The following is a 15,787-nucleotide window of genomic DNA, read 5'->3' on the forward strand; positions in this document are numbered from 1 at the left end:
GAGCAAAAGTACATACGATTACTCACCTGGTTGGCAAAGTTTGTTCTCGTAAAGTTAGCCCCTTTCAAGTCACATTCACGTAGCTCAATCCCATAGCAATTGGCGTTACTAAAATTCGCCATGGCGAGCTGGCAGTTCTGAAAACTTGCATCACGCAAATCTGCGATACCAAAGTGGCACCCTTCGATATCACCTTGCTCAATGAACTTACAATTGATAAAGGTCGTGTCACGTAGGTTACAACGCCTAAAGTCACAGCGAATGAAGGTACATGCTGTGAAAGTCATATCAGACAGATCTTGTTGAGCGAAATTGTGGTGATGGTAAGTACTGTTATTAGTGTCCATTTAGCCCCCTAAAGAAAGTAAGCTAAGACTACCACTGGGATCTTCAGAAAACATCAAATTAAAAACCAACAAAAACAGCAACTTAAAACACCCATTTTTAGCCAATTTAAGGCACCAAATAAGCAATTTAAGCAGGCTGTTTTTAGTTGATAGAACGCGCTTATATTGAAAAAAGTTTTGTGGCTTACAGAAGGTTTTGTGACGTAACTGATCATCAGATAAAGATGCATGTTTAAAAATCAGTAAGCTTTAAATAGCCAGGAAACCTGGCTAACGAGGAGGAAAGTACAAGACTCAATTTTTCTGAGAAGTTAAAAACAAAATAGGTGAAGCTCACCATCGTGGAGGCTAACCGATTCATAAGTACCGAGGGTTGAATTTAACTCGTGTTCTCAGGTTGTGTTGTCTAGCTTTTCGCGATATTAGCGATACCTTCAAGCTGAAGAACTGGAGCCGCGTCAATGTCTTCCGCGTTCATCATAGATGACACACGTTGCATCGAAGAAAGCAGCAGACTTTGCTCCCACGGCTCAAGGTTTTGAAACTTGTTAACGAAGCTATCTTGCAGTGGTGGTGGCGCATTGTTTAGAAGCTCTTGACCTTTTTCGGTCAAGTTCGCATGCACTTTACGACGGTCAGCAACACTACGGATACGTTGTACATAGCCATTCACCTCTAGACGATCAATGATCGTAGTGGTGGTCGCTTGGCTTACATTGGTGTGGTTAGACAATTCTTTGATCGTCACGTTACCCATTTCTTGGATTGCTCTCATTAAGATCAATTGAGGGCCAGTCAAACCATACTCTTTACTCAGCTTCTTCGAATGTAAATCGATAGCGCGAATAATTTGGCGAATAGCGACCAGGATTTCGTCATGTTTGTCCAAGATGCAGACCTTTGTACTAATATACGGTGAATGTTTTCACAGTGCTCAAGCGACTAGGAACTCCAATTACTAGAGCCAAAGCTGCTCGGGAATTACACTGTAAATTGATAAATTACTTCATTAATTTTTCCGCATTGTACTGATGTTCATACTATTCTCAATCTTTTCTATGCCTCTGAGTTTGAGCGTGACAACACTTTTGTACTTTGAGTACTGATATTACGGTTTTAAGCGGCGAACAATCAAAGAAAAGTCGCGAACAAGAGAAAAATAAAAAGAGAGTAGAGTCAGATAGGTAGCGAGGTTTCACTACCTATTTATCATTAAAAAGCGAGTGTGCTCAACTCAAACGACTAAGCAGCATTATTGAGTTGGAAATTCCCCGTCAATGCATTGTAAAACTCACTGTTATCCAAGATTCCGACCAATTGATTATCTTCAACCAACAAGATCGGATGGTTACTGATCTGCTTGAGCTTAATTGCGTCGCGCATGCCAATCTCAGGGCTTACCACAACCACACTCGACCCGCTGATCTCGGTTAAATCATCAGACTCATTCCACTCGACAAGTGCCAAATCCGATTCACCTTTTACAGATAGCTCCCCTTCGCTCTGCTCAACCCATAGGTCTTTTGAATCGCAGATCTGCCAGCTTTCATCTTCTTGTTTTAAAGAATCCAGAGGTAGCATCAGTGAACGACCTTTTAGTACATTCAATGGGTTAGTATGAGCAACGAAGTCCTTCACGTATTCCGTTTTAGGTGTAAGTACAATCTCTTCAGGTTTACCATGTTGAATCAGCTTGCCTGACTCCATGATCGCAATGTTGTTACCAATCTTCAGCGCTTCGTCTAAATCATGGCTGACAAACAAAATCGTTTTATTGAGCTTGTTCTGCAGTGTGATCAACTCATCTTGAAGCTGTGCACGAATCAATGGGTCAAGGGCTGAAAACGGTTCGTCCATCAACAGAATGTCAGTGTCCATGGCGAAAGCTCGCGCTAAACCAACACGTTGCTGCATACCACCAGAAAGCTCATGAGGGAATTTAGTTTCCCACTCCGCAAGACCTACCATTTCAAGCTGCTCACGCGCCTTAGCTCGGCGAACACTTTTAGCAACGCCTTGCATTTCAAGACCAAACGCCACGTTATCCAAGACGGTTAACCAAGGCATTAAGGCAAACTTTTGGAATACCATCGAAACTCGGTGGGTACGCAGATGACGAAGTGTCGCTTCATCGCACTGTTCACCTAAATCGACCTGCTTATCGCCATCTTTAATCGCCAGCGAGCCGCGGCTGATCTCATTCAAGCCGTTTACAGCTCGAAGTAACGAAGATTTCCCTGAGCCCGATAAGCCCATCAGCACGCAGATTTCGCCCTCTTTAACCGTGAGAGATACATTGTCTACGCCGACGACTTGGCCGGTCTCATCAATGATCTCCTGACGAGTTTTGCCTTGGTCGAGCAACTCAAGCGCTTGCTTCGGTTTATCACCAAAAACGACATCAAGATTTTTAATCGTAATTGCGTCCACTGTCTTTTGTTCTTGAGAAATAGACATGATTAAGCCTCCTTCTGATTAGGTGTTTTGCACAAGCGATCCAGAATGATAGCAACGAGTACAATCGCAAGTCCGGCTTCAAAACCTTGTGAGATGTTCACTGTGTTCAAGGCACGAACCACTGGTTTACCAAGCCCGTCAGCACCAACAAGCGCCGCAATCACGACCATAGAAAGCGATAACATGATGCACTGAGTGACACCTGCCATGATGCTTGGTAATGCTGCCGGCAATTCCACTTTGAGGAGTAACTTCATACGGCTAGCGCCAAACGCTTTACCCGCTTCAATCAGCTCTTCTGGCACCTTAGTCACACCCAAGTAGGTCAGACGTATTGGCGCTGCGATAGCAAAAATTATGGTTGAGATTAAGCCCGGAACGATGCCTAAACCGAATAGAACCAAGGTTGGGATAAGGTAGACAAACGTTGGTACCGTCTGCATTAAGTCAAGAATGGGGCGTAGTAAGGTGTATAACCAAGGGCGGTGCGCCGCCATGATGCCAACCGGTACGCCAATTAATACGGAAATCGTTGTCGCCGCAAAGACGAGAACAAAGGTTTCCAGCATTTCTTGCCAATAGCCAAGGTTGAGGATGGTCAGAAGCGCCGCGACAACGAAGATCACCAACGACAATTTACGGTGTAAATACCAAGCGATCGCAGCGGTAATCACAATAGGGAGCGCAGGCGGCATCCATTTAAATACATCGACTAAAAACAGAATAACGGTTTCTAAAAAGATAGAAATAGCATCAAAAAAGCCCGCTGCGTTGATAGTTAACCAGTCAACACCAGCTTCCATCCATTGTCCGACAGGGATTTTGTTTTCCGTAATAAAATTCACAATATTGCCTTTCATTATTGGCGGGCCGAAGCCCACCTTTATTCTTTATGTAGCTTTGGTAAACAGAACGATAGTTAGAACTATGCTTTTACTTGCTTTAGGTACTCTGTAACCGCTTGAGTTGCAGATTCACCTTTATGTGTCTTAACGTTGTCTAACCAAGCTTCCACTTGTTGTGGATTGCTGTTCAACCATTGCTGGGCCGCTTTCTCTGGCTTCACGTTTTGGTTCAAAATCGCTTCCATCAATTGGTTTTCCATCTCTAGTGTGAACTCTAGGTTTTGCAGAAGCTGACCGACATTTGAACATTCAGATAGATAGTTTGAACGAACATTGGTGTAAACATTCGCGCCACCGTAATTCGGGCCAAAGAAGTCGTCACCGCCAGCAAGGTATTCCATCTCAACGTTGCTGTTCATCGGGTGCGGTGCCCAACCAAGGTAAACAATCCATTGGCTGCGGCGTGCTGCGCGTGATACTTGCGACACCATGCCCGCTTCGCTTGATTCAACTAGGCTAAAATCTTTTAGACCGAATGCGTCTGAGTCGATCATCGACTGGATTAGACGGTTACCATCATTACCTGGTTCAATGCCGTAAATACGGTCTTTGAACTTGTCAGCGTGCTTTGCAAGATCTGCGAAGCTTTTAACCCCCGCGTCGTACACGTATTTAGGTACCGCTAGTGTGTATTTCGCACCTTCAAGGTTGGCACGAACAGTTTCCACAGTGCCCGCTTCGCGGTATTTAGCAATGTCACCTTCCATAGTCGGCATCCAGTTTCCTAGGAACACATCGATGTCGCCATTAGCCATTGAAGAGTAAGTTACAGGTACTGAAAGTAGGTCGGTTTTGGTGGTGTAGCCTAAGCCTTTTAAAAGCTCAGTAGTGACAGCGGTGGTGGCAGTAATGTCAGTCCAACCGACATCGGCAAAACGGACGTTTTCACATTGTTGTGGTTCAACGGAAGCGTTAGCTGCAAATGCAAATGAGCTAATCGCAAATGTGGCTAACGTTTTTGTGGTCACGTTGTGCATGTTTAGAGTCGTCATAATGGTTCCTTTTAATCTTTCCTTTTTTCTGCCTCTTCTCAAACAGTAGAGGCAGTTTTGCTGACTTTTAACTAATTATTTTTATTGCTGTTTTTTACTTAGTCATAGGGCGTTACGCTTCCCTGACTGGTTTGTTGATTCTTTGCTTTTCTTGCCATTCCGGCGCAATCCACACTGGCACGTCTTGTTCTTTGAGCATTGGTTTCCCCAAAATCAAATCAGAAGCGCGCTCAGCAACCATGATGGTTGGCGCGTTTAAGTTTCCGTTTGGAATGGTTGGGAAAACAGACGAGTCAACGACACGCAGATTATCAACGCCGCGAACGCGACACTGCTCATCAAGCACTGCCATCGGATCATCGTCAGCACCCATTTTGCAGCCACATGATGGGTGATAAGCACTTTCAACATTCTGCTTAACCCATTCGTCAATCGCTTCATCGGAAGTCACATCCGATCCTGGCTGAATCTCTTCGCCACGGTAAAAGTCCATTGCTGGTTGCGACAAAATTTCGCGCGTTAGACGAATACAATCACGCCAATCTTGGCGGTCTTGCTCGGTCGAAATGTAGTTGAATTGAATCTGAGGTTTGGCATGCGGATCTGCTGAGGTGATAGCAACCGTGCCGCGGCTTTCTGGTTTATTAGGACCAACGTGTACTTGGAAGCCATGACCATCAAAGGCGGCTTGGCCGTCGTAACGCATTGCTGCTGGTAGGAAGTGGTATTGGATATTTGGCCACTTCAACCCTTTGCGAGATCGAATGAAGGCGCACGACTCAAAGTGATTGGTCGCACCTAAGCCTTTGCGAGTAAGAATCCACTCTGCACCGATCATTCCTTTGCTCACCAAGCCAAGCTTACTGTTAAGCGTGATAGGTTCGTTACAGTGATATTGGAAGTAGACTTCTAGGTGGTCTTGAAGGTTTTCACCCACACCATTCAACTCGTGTTTAACTTCCACGCCTGCCTTTTCAAGTACCGCTTTCGGGCCGATACCTGATAGTTGTAGTAGTTGAACAGACCCGATAGAGCCCGCAGAAGAGATCACTTCCTTGTTCGCCATAGCAGTTTGAATATTACCTGACTTTTCAAATTCCACACCGACTGCTTTCTTGCTTTGGTCCGGTTGAACCTCGATCAGAAACTTGCGTGCCACGATGCCTTTTTTCAACGTAAGGTTTGGGCGCTTCAATGCTCGACGCAGATAAGCGTTAGAGGTTGAGGCTCTAACACCCTTATCTACCGTCATATGCATGGTGCCGAAGCCTTCTTGCTGATAGCCGTTGTAGTCTTGTGTTTCTGGGTAACCGGCGTCTTTACCCGCGTCGATGAAGGCTTGGTAAAGTGGGTTAAGCGCCATATCGTTACCGTTACATGTGCCGACAGGACCATTGTCACCACGGTATTCATCACCGCCTTTATTCCACGATTCAGCACGGCGAAAATAAGGCAAACACGCTTGGTAATTCCAGCCGGCAGCGCCCTCTTCTTCCCACTGGTCGAAGTCACATGCATGGCCACGCACGTAAACCATGCCATTGATTGACGAGCTACCACCTAACACCTTGCCACGTGGGCAGTGCAGCTCACGTCCATCAAGGCCCGGTTCCTGCTCGGTTTCAAATTGCCAAGCGTACTTTTCAGTATTCATTGGGTAAGAAAGCGCGGTTGGCATCTGGATAAAAATGCTCTTATCCGTGCCACCAGCTTCCAGTAATAAAACGCTATGTTCACCGCTTTCCGTTAGCCTATCCGCTAACACACAGCCGGCCGAACCCGCGCCGACGATAATATAATCGTAGCGTTGTTCCATGTTATCTATTCCCTGAGATGAGTCAGTTGGGCTAGCTCTTCACGCTAGCCCGTTAAATCGAGTGTTACGCGTTAGGCATAAGGGCTGGCGTAATCGCCAAGTTCGACAAGAATGCTCTTAGTCTGCGTATAATGAAGTAGAGTCTCTGGTCCGTTTTCACGACCAATACCCGAAAGTTTGTAGCCACCAACAGGCATTTCTGCCGGTGAATCACCCCACGTATTTACCCAACAAATACCCGCCTGCATTTGGTGAATCACACGGTGTGCGCGAGAAAGGTTCTGTGTGAATACACCTGCAGCCAGACCATATTTGGTGTCGTTAGCACGGCGAATCACATCGTCTTCGTCGGTAAACTTCATCACCGACATCACAGGGCCAAAGATCTCTTGCTGGACATGTGGCATAGAGTCATCACAGTCGACAAACACGGTTGGAATAACAAAATTGCCGTTTTCGAGGCCGTTATCCGTTACTTGGTAGCCACCCGTCAACAAAGTTGCGCCAGACTGTTTAGCCAGCTCAATCGCACCAAGGACTTTCGAAAGATGCTCTTTAGAAATTAATGCACCGATCTGAGTCCCCATCTCCATTGGATTACCAATGATCAATTTCTCTGTGCGCGTTTTGAGTTGTTCGATGAATGCGTCATAAATATTTTCGTGCACATAAACACGAGTACCATTGGTGCATACTTCGCCTTGAGTATAAAAGTTTGCCACCATAGAAGCCGAAACCGCGTCGTCCAGTTTTGCGTCATCAAACACGATCATTGGTGATTTTCCACCAAGCTCCATCGTCACTGATTTCAGCGTTTTAGCGCTGTCAGCCATCACTGCTTTACCCGTACCGGTTTCACCCGTGAAAGACACTTTAGCGATGTCAGGATGAGCCGTAAGCATTTGGCCAACACGATAGTCACCTTGAACCACGTTGAACACGCCATCAGGAAGGCCAGCTTCGGAAAAAATTTCTGCAAGCTTTAGAGCTGTGAGAGGGGTTTCTTCAGACGGTTTGAAAATCATCGCGTTGCCCGCCGCCAACGCCGGAGCTGATTTCCACATCGCAATTTGGATTGGATAGTTCCACGCACCAATGCCCGCACAAATGCCTAACGGTTCACGACGTGTATAGAAAAACTGAGATTCGCTAAGCGGTTGTTGGTCACCTTGCATCGTCGGCGCCAGGCCAGCAAAGTATTCAATAACATCCGCGCCAGAGGCTACGTCCACTTCAATCGCTTCTTGTAGTGGTTTACCGGTATCAACAACCTCAAGTTTTGCAAGGTCATCATTTCGAGCTCTAAGTATTTCTACCGCCTTCAAAAGAATACGACTACGCTCGACTGCTGTCATTGCAGACCACACTGCGAAGCCACGTTTTGCTGATTCGATAGCGCTATCTACATCCGCGGTAGAGGCTTGTCCCAGCTTGGCAATAGGTTCGCCGTTTGCAGGGTTGATGCTATCAAAGGTTTCACCAGACGTAGCTTTCACTGCTGCGCCGTCAATGTATAACGAGTTCATTTCCATTTGAGATTCTGACTTAGTTGTTGTTATTAGACTCTGCTGGTCTTGTTTGAATGTTAGTTGTAAGTATTGGTCGTTCTAGTGCTGTTCTATGACTAAACTGTGGTCTACTTGGTATGACACGAGTAGAACGTTAGTTGTTTATCAAGGTAATCATTGATGATGGCTTTGGCTTTCTTAGCATCGATACCATCAGGGTTTAACGTGCCTCTCAGCCATAAACCATCAATCAGAGAAGCAATCCCGTGAGCAACGAGATCCGCTTGTTCATGATCCAAAATACCTTTCAATTCAAGGCGTAAATGCGAGAGTAAACGTATTTCATTCACGCGCTGTAATCGTTTTAACTGTTCGTCATGCATGGAGTAAGACCAAAACGCCAACCACGCCTTCGCGACCTTATTCTCGGCTTGATAGCCTTCGAAGTTGCCATCGATGATCGCATTGATCCTCTGTTGGTGAGCATCAACAGGGAGGGCTTTTAATGAGGTGGTGATGGTATTGGAGAGTTGGCGAAGAATTTCGCGCATGGTTTCTTCAAGCAGGCCATGTTTGCCGCCAAAATAGTGATTGATAATACCGGTAGAGACTCCCGCTTCTTTGCTGATCAACGCAATACTTGCGGCATGCAAACCGACTCGATCAATCACCGTCATGGTCGCTTGAACAAGCTGTGGTTTACGTATGTCAGGCATCCCAACCTTCGGCATTTCTCAGTCCTTTTATTTTTTATTGAACGTTCAGTTAAATATAAAATGACAGAAATTTAGTTAGGGTTCAAATGATTATTTAAAACAAACCATTAACAAAACAACACCACCCAAACAAAAATCACAATAAAAACAACAACTTAACATTAATTTAGAGCACTAATCAAATTCATTAAAAGTTTGAACTATGATGGTTATGGCTCAACAGATATTGATTAAAACGCCTAAGTTTTAAGCAGAAGAGGAGGTGGGCTTACTAAATGAGAGAGCCCTCTTTTCAGCTCTATTTTTCTTTGGAATAAAGGAAGGGAAAGCAGGTGAAAAATAAAAGTACCCAAATATTTGGGTACTTTACGTTGGAGATACTATCGCTCAATATTTTGTCGATAAGCGACACGTTACTAGAAAGCCAAATGGTAACTATTGCTCGACTGATCAAGTGTGATCACCCAGCTCTGTTCTTGCTCCTTACTACTCATTGGCACCCAACGAGCATAGATCTGCTCCCAGTTACCATTGACTTCTAACTCTACGACATCGGTGTGTGTTGGATAAACGGTTGTGATTCGAGAAGTAGGCTCCGCAACAACATCACCATTACTCATGACAAATGCTGACTCAGAGTACAAATGAAGAGCCCCTGCCGTCGTTCCCGTGTAATCCATTGACAAGCTGATCTTCTCCCCAATATCAAATGAGAAACCAACAGGCGCCACAATGTCAGACGTACTGATCGCGGCTGGTTGGATTGCTGACGCAGGCAGTTGAGCAGGCGTTGGAGACGGTGTCGCATCTGGAGTCTGTGCAGGTGATGCACTCGTGTTACCACCGCCACCTCCTCCACCGCCGCCACAAGCACTAACTATGAGTGAGAAGGATGTCATGGTGATTAATTTGCTGATCTTATTCATGCTGCTCTCCTACTCATCCGTCGCTGATATAACTTTGTTAGTGGTCGGTGCTTTATACCATTCACCATCAGTTTCACCGCTGCTGGTTACCCATGTAGGGAATGACGTATAGGCATCACTGATATCAACCAGTTCTACAGGGTGATCCCATTCGTCTCGAATATTAATAACCCATGGCATGTTATTGCTGGTTTTGAACGACTCAGAGCCTGAAGAGCTATCATCATGACTGTTGAACAAGGTGTCATTCATATCACTTGTACCTGAAAACTCTTTTAAGTGAGTTTGCCACGTCATACCCGGTGGGGTCGCAACGAAGTCACCGTGATAAGTACCATCAGCTCCAAAGATAAACGAGTCATAAGGTGGGTAACCTATATCATCACGTGATACTGGTGTAGTAAATTCCACGTACAGTTGGTAGTTAAGCACGTCAGCGTTTTGTACCCCAGAACACGCACTTTGGGTTCGATAGAAAACACAGCTTTCTGTTAGTTCACCTAAGTTTTCCAGATCCTCTCTTAGATTTTCTGACACCATCAATATCGTCTCACTGTCTCCCGCTTGTAAAATCGTGTGACCAACGGCAACGCCATTACGAGTGAGTGTGGTAGATGCTACGTTCGCAGGTAAAACATTCGGTAGTTTCACTGCATAACCATTCGAGTAGCCTGCCCCCATCGCTTGAAGTGTGTAATCTACGGTCAAGTTTTTAAGTTCTCGTTGACCATTGAGCTGCTCCGTCACTTTGTAGCGCCAAACCACATCATTGAAGTCGTAGTCACCTTTTAGTGGCCAGTTATCCTCAAAGGCGATCGTTGCGTAGCTGTTCGAACTTGGGTAGACGGTTGTCACTGTCACATCTTCATTGTTCTCTTGGACAAGCACCTCATATTTTGAGTCTGTTGTGCCATCTTCGTTAACCCCATCAACAGCAATAAATGGCGTAACTTCAACAGTAAAGATCAAATCATTAAAATCGTTGTCTCCCGTTGGACGATAAATATCCTCAAAGCCAAGTACCAAAAACTCATTCTCTGTATCCAGGAAAGCAACATTATGTCTTCTATTGTCAGCTGACGCCTCAGGGTTAAGCGCTGGATAGCTGTAGAAAGGTGTGCCCCAGCCACCAAGCCACGGGATGTTGTTATAAGATCCTTCCCAGCCCCAACCATTCGAGATGATAAAAAAGGCTAATGTTTGACCTGCCGTAAGCTGGACACTGAGATCGATGGAGTCCCCTTCTTGCATTTCCCCAACATCAGCAACGGACGTATTAGGAAACACCACGACGTGTGCGTTGATATCGTCTTTAGTAGCTGGAGGGTTATTGGTATCAAAAACGAAGTAACCAAGAGTGTTACGGTAACCCGCCCCTTCGTTCAAAAAAGTGATTGTGGCTGTGGCGTACTCTGCACCGTCCAACTCATCATCAATGTCGATGCTCGAGTAGCGCTCAGGGGCAATAAAAGCGCTGTTGACGGTGGTACCTTCAGGCAACATCGAATAGACGTTGGTTAGCACGTCTTGAGGCAGTGATGCTGACACCGAATACGTATTATTAGGTTTACCTTTTGCTGAATAGTTGGACGCATCCGCGCCAGATTCAAACGTTAGATCCGCCGTGGTCAACGCCATCGCGACACATGGCGCCAAGCAACTCGGCAGTATGACTGAATTCCAATTTCTCATTCTGTTCCCTCTTTCACTAGCCTGAAACGTGTAAAGAGGAGAAGAGCAAGTATAGTGCCGAAAAATAAAGTCTTTCATAACAAAGATTTATATTCGAGCTATTCATTTTTCTCAATTTGAGAATGAAGTTGAAATGGAAACAAAAACCACAAAAAAGGTTGATAATGACAAAGCCACTATCAACCTTTAGCAATCGGTGGAGAATGATCAGTTGTCGTCCCCAAACTTACTCAATACGGGTAATGAAACTGTATTTATCAGAGTCCGCTTTCGTCATCCAATGCTCACCAGAAGCTGGGGCTGAATTTAGGGTAAACATATAAAAAGCGATCCCTTTGTCTCCCATCACCTTCTTAAAGTAAGTCGCTTGGCTGCGATGGCTCTCGTTAGTGTAAGGAAATTCTTTCGCGGTTTTATCTCCCTCAGCCCAACTATGCACACCAACCTGCTTATTCTGTTCAATGGCTTTACTGGTGTCTGCACGTTGTAAAATACGTGGGTAACCCGCTGCGAATAAGTCCGTACCACCCGAGAAAACCGACCCCGCTGGTGTCACAACTGTCGTCATCTTGTGATTATAGATCATGAGCCCGGTATACATGTTGATTTCATCATCCAAGCTACCGGCAATATGGTTATCAAACTTCAACGTAAACTTACTGCCTATGTTTGACTTCACGATTGCAAGGAGCTGGGAGAAGGTTGTTGCGCCTAGACTGGAAGTAATACGCTCAACAGCACCAGTATTTTTGAGCACATCACGGTAAAAATCATTGAAAGCAAACGATGTGGTGATTGTTACCTTGTTCCCACTTTTAGTTTCACTCAAGATAGTAGACCCAACGTCAGAGACATGTTCAACCTCTTCATTTTGATACTCGAGCTTAACTACAAGCTTTCTCTGAGCCGTTGTCGTATCGATTAACGTCGTATCATTGCCAATTGAACGTTGAGCCGCTCTACAATCAAATGGATCAACATTACCCTGACTATAAATTGCACAGACACCGATTTTTTCATCTGTTAAATAAAGGTCAACGCTTTGGCCTAAGCTATCCGCAAGCCTAACTACCATTTCCCCTCCATCAATAGGATGAGCAAACAGAATTTTTTCATACTGAACACCATCATAGGTCAGCCTCATTGATTCTTGGACCTCCTGTCGCACTTGATACAACTCACCAAGCTTAGCCGATGAAAATACGTAATCAGCCTTAGGTTTCGCTTGCGCTTGAGTAGCAGGCTTATTCGAACTGGAACTTGAATTACAGCCTGCTAAAAGAGTCAAAGATAACGCCAGTAATGCTTTTCGATAGTGATTCATTGAGTTATTCCCATCATGTTTTGATAGATATGATTCTATTATTTAAAGACATACACATCTGTCCTGTGAATGTATGAGAGTGTAATTATTTTTGAACATCGTTTTTTATTTTTGTTGTAAATGTCAATTCAGCATTGAACTAACTTATAAAGTGTTTAATCATTCGCATCAGGTATTTTTCGTGAAGCATTCCAATCTGATATACAACTATGATTATCTAATAAGATAATTGCACTCACGGAATCTCATAAGTTAAACACACGATAAGGCTGATAATGGAATGACAAAACCTAGAATGATCATCGTGGAAGACGATTTAAAGCTTCAAAAAATGTTGCAAGACTACTTTATCGCGCAAGATTTTGACGTCTCGGTACTCGATGATGGCAGCAGTGCTGCACAGACTATCCTCGCTGAACAACCAGACATTGTATTACTGGACCTGATGCTTCCTGTAAGCGACGGACTTACAATCTGCCGACAGACGCGTACACATTACAAAGGTAAAATCTTGATGCTCACTGCTAGCGACGACGACTTTGATCACGTCGCAGGCTTAGAGACAGGGGCTGATGACTATGTCACTAAGCCAATCAAACCAAGAGTTCTGCTTGCAAGAGTTCGTTCATTATTACGCCGCCAAGACACTAGTACCGCTTCAGCCGATGACTCAGACAGCCTACAATTCGATCAACTGGTGTTAAAAAACACCTATAAGAAGTGCGAACTGGCAGGTGAAGTGTTGTCACTCACAGACAGTGAATTTGACCTACTTTGGCTATTGGCGAGTAACCCTAATACACCACTATCACGTGACTATTTGACACAAACCTTGCGTGGTATTGAGTATGACGGCATTGATCGAACCATTGACAACAAAGTCGTGCGCCTAAGGAAAATACTGGGTGACGACCATACGCCAGCAGAAAAAATTCAGACCATTCGCGGTAAAGGTTACTTATTTGTTTCCACCGCTTGGCATTAACCTCGCTCAGTACGAGCGTAATGAAAGAGAACAATTATGCGACGTATCTATTTGGAGTCCCTAATAGGGCTGTTAGTTTGTTTTATGGCAGGTATTATCGCCTATGAAATCAGTGTCTATCAGCTCAATACTGACTACGAATATGTACTGCAAGATTATGAAGCGGCAGCCCATCAACAGCTGATAGAAAACATCGTTAATAATCAAGGGCTTGAAGCTGCTCATCAAGCGATAAACCAGTTTGTCGAAACCACACGAAATAAACTGGTGATCCTCAGCCCACAAGATGAAATACCAGACCCCGTTTCACAATTCTTCATTGCTCATCCAGACACCTTTATCTTTCATGATGACGAACGTGACCTGTGGTTTCGCTTAGCAAGTAGTGACAACACTTACCACTACCTCCCCAACAGCGAAGCGTTTGTTAGGCAAAAGATAGAGTTAGAGGATGATCTTATTTGGTTGTTCTTTTTAGGAAGCTTTATCTTATATGGCTTATGCCACGTACTGATCATATTCCGCCGAGTTAAAAAGCTAGAATCTGCCACTCTCAGCTTTGCAGAAGGGGACCTCTCTTCGCGCGCTGAAACCTCAAGTGGCATTGCGATTGGATCATTGAACAAGTCCTTCAACCTCATGGCCGATCGGATTCACCGCTTAATTGAAAGTAATCGCTCGCTCACCAATGCGGTCGCTCATGAACTGCGCACACCAATATTTCGTATTCAGTGGCAAGCTGAAATGCTGAAAGACACGCCGTTAAGCGAAGAACAAGAGAAAACCATTGAGAGCATTGTTGAAGACACGGAAGAGATGGAGAAGATGGTTGATGAGCTTTTGTATTATGCCAAGCTCGACAGCACTGAACTCGAAAGCCTACAGCAGCCATTGGAAATAAAAGACTTTCTCGAGCACGCGACGACGCGCTGGAGCAAAGAGACCGCGCTCAGTATTGACCTTTACTTACCAGAACACGAGCAATCGATAGTGGCTGACGAAACCCTGCTCAATCGTGCTTTGGATAACCTCGTACGTAACGCCATGAAATTTGCACGCACACAGATTTCAATTGAAGTAACTAAACACCAAGAGCAGCTGCAAATCGCGGTGCACGACGATGGTGATGGCGTTGCAGAAGAACACCGAGCACACCTATTCGATCCCTTTTATGTTGGCGACAAAGCACGTAACAAAGCGAAGAGTGGTCATGGCTTAGGGTTATCTATCGTCCATAAAATCTGCGCCCAACACCATGCAACCGTCCAAATTGCTCAAAGCCCAAGTTTGAAAGGTGCGGTCTTCATCATCACTTTTCCACTGTGTAACGAAGCAGCTGACAAAGCCATACAGTAACGACAAAACACCTCTGAAATAATGCTCACATCGGTTGGGAGACACTGTCTTCCTATCCATTTATTCGATCTAGATAACCTTGCTACCACTATTGATGGCTTGTCACTTGAGTGCGGCGAAGAGCCGCTCCGACGTTCTTTATGAGTCATGAGTGCCAAAGGGTAACCCTCTAGATCCCAATTATTCTAAAGGTATGTTTATGAAAAAGTTATTAGTTGTTTTGGGCATTGTCTCTCTTGCAGGCTGTTCAGGTATTAGCCACAACGATGAAGTGTACACAGCGCACGCTGAAAGCTTCAATATCGTAGGCTTCCAAATTCCTGGTAACACACAAGATCGTGCAATGGAACTGGTTCCTGAAGGTGCAAGTGTTGATACCATCCGTTCAACAAACTCTGACACAAGCTCCGCCCTTGGTATCATCAACCGCATTATCGGTATCGACTACGTTCAAGTTGGCGGTAAGAAACAGTAAGTTGCCAGAGCTTGCGTAACTTTAAACGCTAGCGAACCCAAGCAAGAATCTTCAAACCAGTGGCATTCGTCGCTGGTTTTTTTATTCCTGACGTTTTGAGCTCTGTGCCAAAGAATTCCTCAAAAAGCGCAATGCAAAATAAATAACAAATTAGGCAATAACCCTCTAAAAGATAAAAACTTCGTCAAAACTGTTCTTAAAATCAGCTAATAGCCGAAACGCGTAACGTACTCCTCCCAACCATTTACCCTTCTATCAATTTAAGCTCGATTAATTGAGGCACAGATC

14 protein-coding genes are annotated in these 15,787 nt (G+C 44.8%); 3 read left to right on the forward strand and 11 right to left on the reverse strand.

Features of this window, described 5'->3' with window-relative positions; all coding sequences use genetic code 11:
* The 11 genes from BCT81_RS21445 to BCT81_RS21495 form a co-directional block, all read right to left on the reverse strand.
* A partial coding sequence (locus BCT81_RS21445) for a pentapeptide repeat-containing protein (RefSeq protein ID WP_133152679.1) occupies positions 1-347 on the reverse strand: 347 nt, incomplete at its 3' end.
* Positions 348-753: 406 nt separating this feature from the next.
* Positions 754-1,236 (reverse strand): MarR family winged helix-turn-helix transcriptional regulator, encoded by a 483-nt coding sequence (locus tag BCT81_RS21450; RefSeq protein WP_004736861.1) that lies wholly within the window; start codon positions 1,234-1,236, stop codon positions 754-756.
* 353 nt (positions 1,237-1,589) lie between these two features.
* Positions 1,590-2,804, reverse strand: a complete 1,215-nt coding sequence (choV, locus tag BCT81_RS21455) for a choline ABC transporter ATP-binding protein (RefSeq protein WP_102425769.1) — start codon at positions 2,802-2,804, stop codon at positions 1,590-1,592.
* Between the two features lie 2 nt (positions 2,805-2,806).
* Positions 2,807-3,649 (reverse strand): choline ABC transporter permease subunit, encoded by an 843-nt coding sequence (choW, locus tag BCT81_RS21460; protein ID WP_004736863.1) that lies wholly within the window; start codon positions 3,647-3,649, stop codon positions 2,807-2,809.
* An 80-nt stretch (positions 3,650-3,729) separates the two neighbouring features.
* Positions 3,730-4,701: a choline ABC transporter substrate-binding protein gene (locus tag BCT81_RS21465; RefSeq protein ID WP_102425770.1), complete on the reverse strand. Its 972-nt coding sequence runs from the start codon at positions 4,699-4,701 to the stop codon at positions 3,730-3,732.
* Positions 4,702-4,813: 112 nt separating this feature from the next.
* Positions 4,814-6,517 (reverse strand): choline dehydrogenase, encoded by a 1,704-nt coding sequence (gene betA / locus BCT81_RS21470; RefSeq protein ID WP_102425771.1) that lies wholly within the window; start codon positions 6,515-6,517, stop codon positions 4,814-4,816.
* Positions 6,518-6,588: 71 nt separating this feature from the next.
* Positions 6,589-8,049 (reverse strand): betaine-aldehyde dehydrogenase, encoded by a 1,461-nt coding sequence (gene betB / locus BCT81_RS21475; RefSeq protein WP_102425772.1) that lies wholly within the window; start codon positions 8,047-8,049, stop codon positions 6,589-6,591.
* Between the two features lie 104 nt (positions 8,050-8,153).
* Positions 8,154-8,756: a transcriptional regulator BetI gene (betI, locus tag BCT81_RS21480; protein ID WP_061031994.1), complete on the reverse strand. Its 603-nt coding sequence runs from the start codon at positions 8,754-8,756 to the stop codon at positions 8,154-8,156.
* 401 nt (positions 8,757-9,157) lie between these two features.
* On the reverse strand, positions 9,158-9,667 hold the full coding sequence (locus BCT81_RS21485) for a hypothetical protein (RefSeq protein WP_102425773.1): 510 nt from the start codon (positions 9,665-9,667) through the stop codon (positions 9,158-9,160).
* A gap of 9 nt (positions 9,668-9,676) precedes the next feature.
* Entirely contained in the window at positions 9,677-11,359 is a 1,683-nt protein-coding gene (locus BCT81_RS21490) for an LruC domain-containing protein (protein WP_102425774.1), read from the reverse strand.
* 226 nt (positions 11,360-11,585) lie between these two features.
* On the reverse strand, positions 11,586-12,683 hold the full coding sequence (locus BCT81_RS21495) for an alpha/beta hydrolase (RefSeq protein WP_102425775.1): 1,098 nt from the start codon (positions 12,681-12,683) through the stop codon (positions 11,586-11,588).
* Positions 12,684-12,963: 280 nt separating this feature from the next.
* On the opposite strand from BCT81_RS21495, the gene BCT81_RS21500 reads away from it, so the two are divergent.
* The 3 genes from BCT81_RS21500 (at position 12,964) to BCT81_RS21510 (ending at position 15,499) form a co-directional block, all read left to right on the forward strand.
* Positions 12,964-13,668, forward strand: a complete 705-nt coding sequence (locus BCT81_RS21500) for a response regulator (protein ID WP_102425776.1) — start codon at positions 12,964-12,966, stop codon at positions 13,666-13,668.
* A gap of 36 nt (positions 13,669-13,704) precedes the next feature.
* Complete coding sequence (locus tag BCT81_RS21505) at positions 13,705-15,024, forward strand: ATP-binding protein (RefSeq protein WP_102425777.1); 1,320 nt, start codon at positions 13,705-13,707, stop codon at positions 15,022-15,024.
* 199 nt (positions 15,025-15,223) lie between these two features.
* Positions 15,224-15,499 (forward strand): hypothetical protein, encoded by a 276-nt coding sequence (locus BCT81_RS21510; protein WP_061031988.1) that lies wholly within the window; start codon positions 15,224-15,226, stop codon positions 15,497-15,499.
* Positions 15,500-15,787 lie beyond the last annotated feature (288 nt).

Origin of the sequence: Vibrio sp. 10N.261.52.A1 (assembly GCF_002876325.1) — a bacterium.
Taxonomy (GTDB): Bacteria; Pseudomonadota; Gammaproteobacteria; order Enterobacterales; family Vibrionaceae; genus Vibrio; species Vibrio chagasii.

What these genes read in the sequence shown, in the direction of transcription:
- choV (WP_102425769.1), bottom strand. Translation starts at nt 2,804, where the DNA reads ATGTCTATTTCTCAAGAACAAAAGACAGTGGACGCAATTACGATTAAA.
- BCT81_RS21465 (WP_102425770.1), bottom strand. Translation starts at nt 4,701, where the DNA reads ATGACGACTCTAAACATGCACAACGTGACCACAAAAACGTTAGCCACA.
- betA (WP_102425771.1), bottom strand. Translation starts at nt 6,517, where the DNA reads ATGGAACAACGCTACGATTATATTATCGTCGGCGCGGGTTCGGCCGGC.
- betB (WP_102425772.1), bottom strand. Translation starts at nt 8,049, where the DNA reads ATGGAAATGAACTCGTTATACATTGACGGCGCAGCAGTGAAAGCTACG.
- betI (WP_061031994.1), bottom strand. Translation starts at nt 8,756, where the DNA reads ATGCCGAAGGTTGGGATGCCTGACATACGTAAACCACAGCTTGTTCAA.
- BCT81_RS21485 (WP_102425773.1), bottom strand. Translation starts at nt 9,667, where the DNA reads ATGAATAAGATCAGCAAATTAATCACCATGACATCCTTCTCACTCATA.
- BCT81_RS21490 (WP_102425774.1), bottom strand. Translation starts at nt 11,359, where the DNA reads ATGAGAAATTGGAATTCAGTCATACTGCCGAGTTGCTTGGCGCCATGT.
- BCT81_RS21495 (WP_102425775.1), bottom strand. Translation starts at nt 12,683, where the DNA reads ATGAATCACTATCGAAAAGCATTACTGGCGTTATCTTTGACTCTTTTA.
- BCT81_RS21500 (WP_102425776.1), top strand. Translation starts at nt 12,964, where the DNA reads ATGACAAAACCTAGAATGATCATCGTGGAAGACGATTTAAAGCTTCAA.
- BCT81_RS21505 (WP_102425777.1), top strand. Translation starts at nt 13,705, where the DNA reads ATGCGACGTATCTATTTGGAGTCCCTAATAGGGCTGTTAGTTTGTTTT.
- BCT81_RS21510 (WP_061031988.1), top strand. Translation starts at nt 15,224, where the DNA reads ATGAAAAAGTTATTAGTTGTTTTGGGCATTGTCTCTCTTGCAGGCTGT.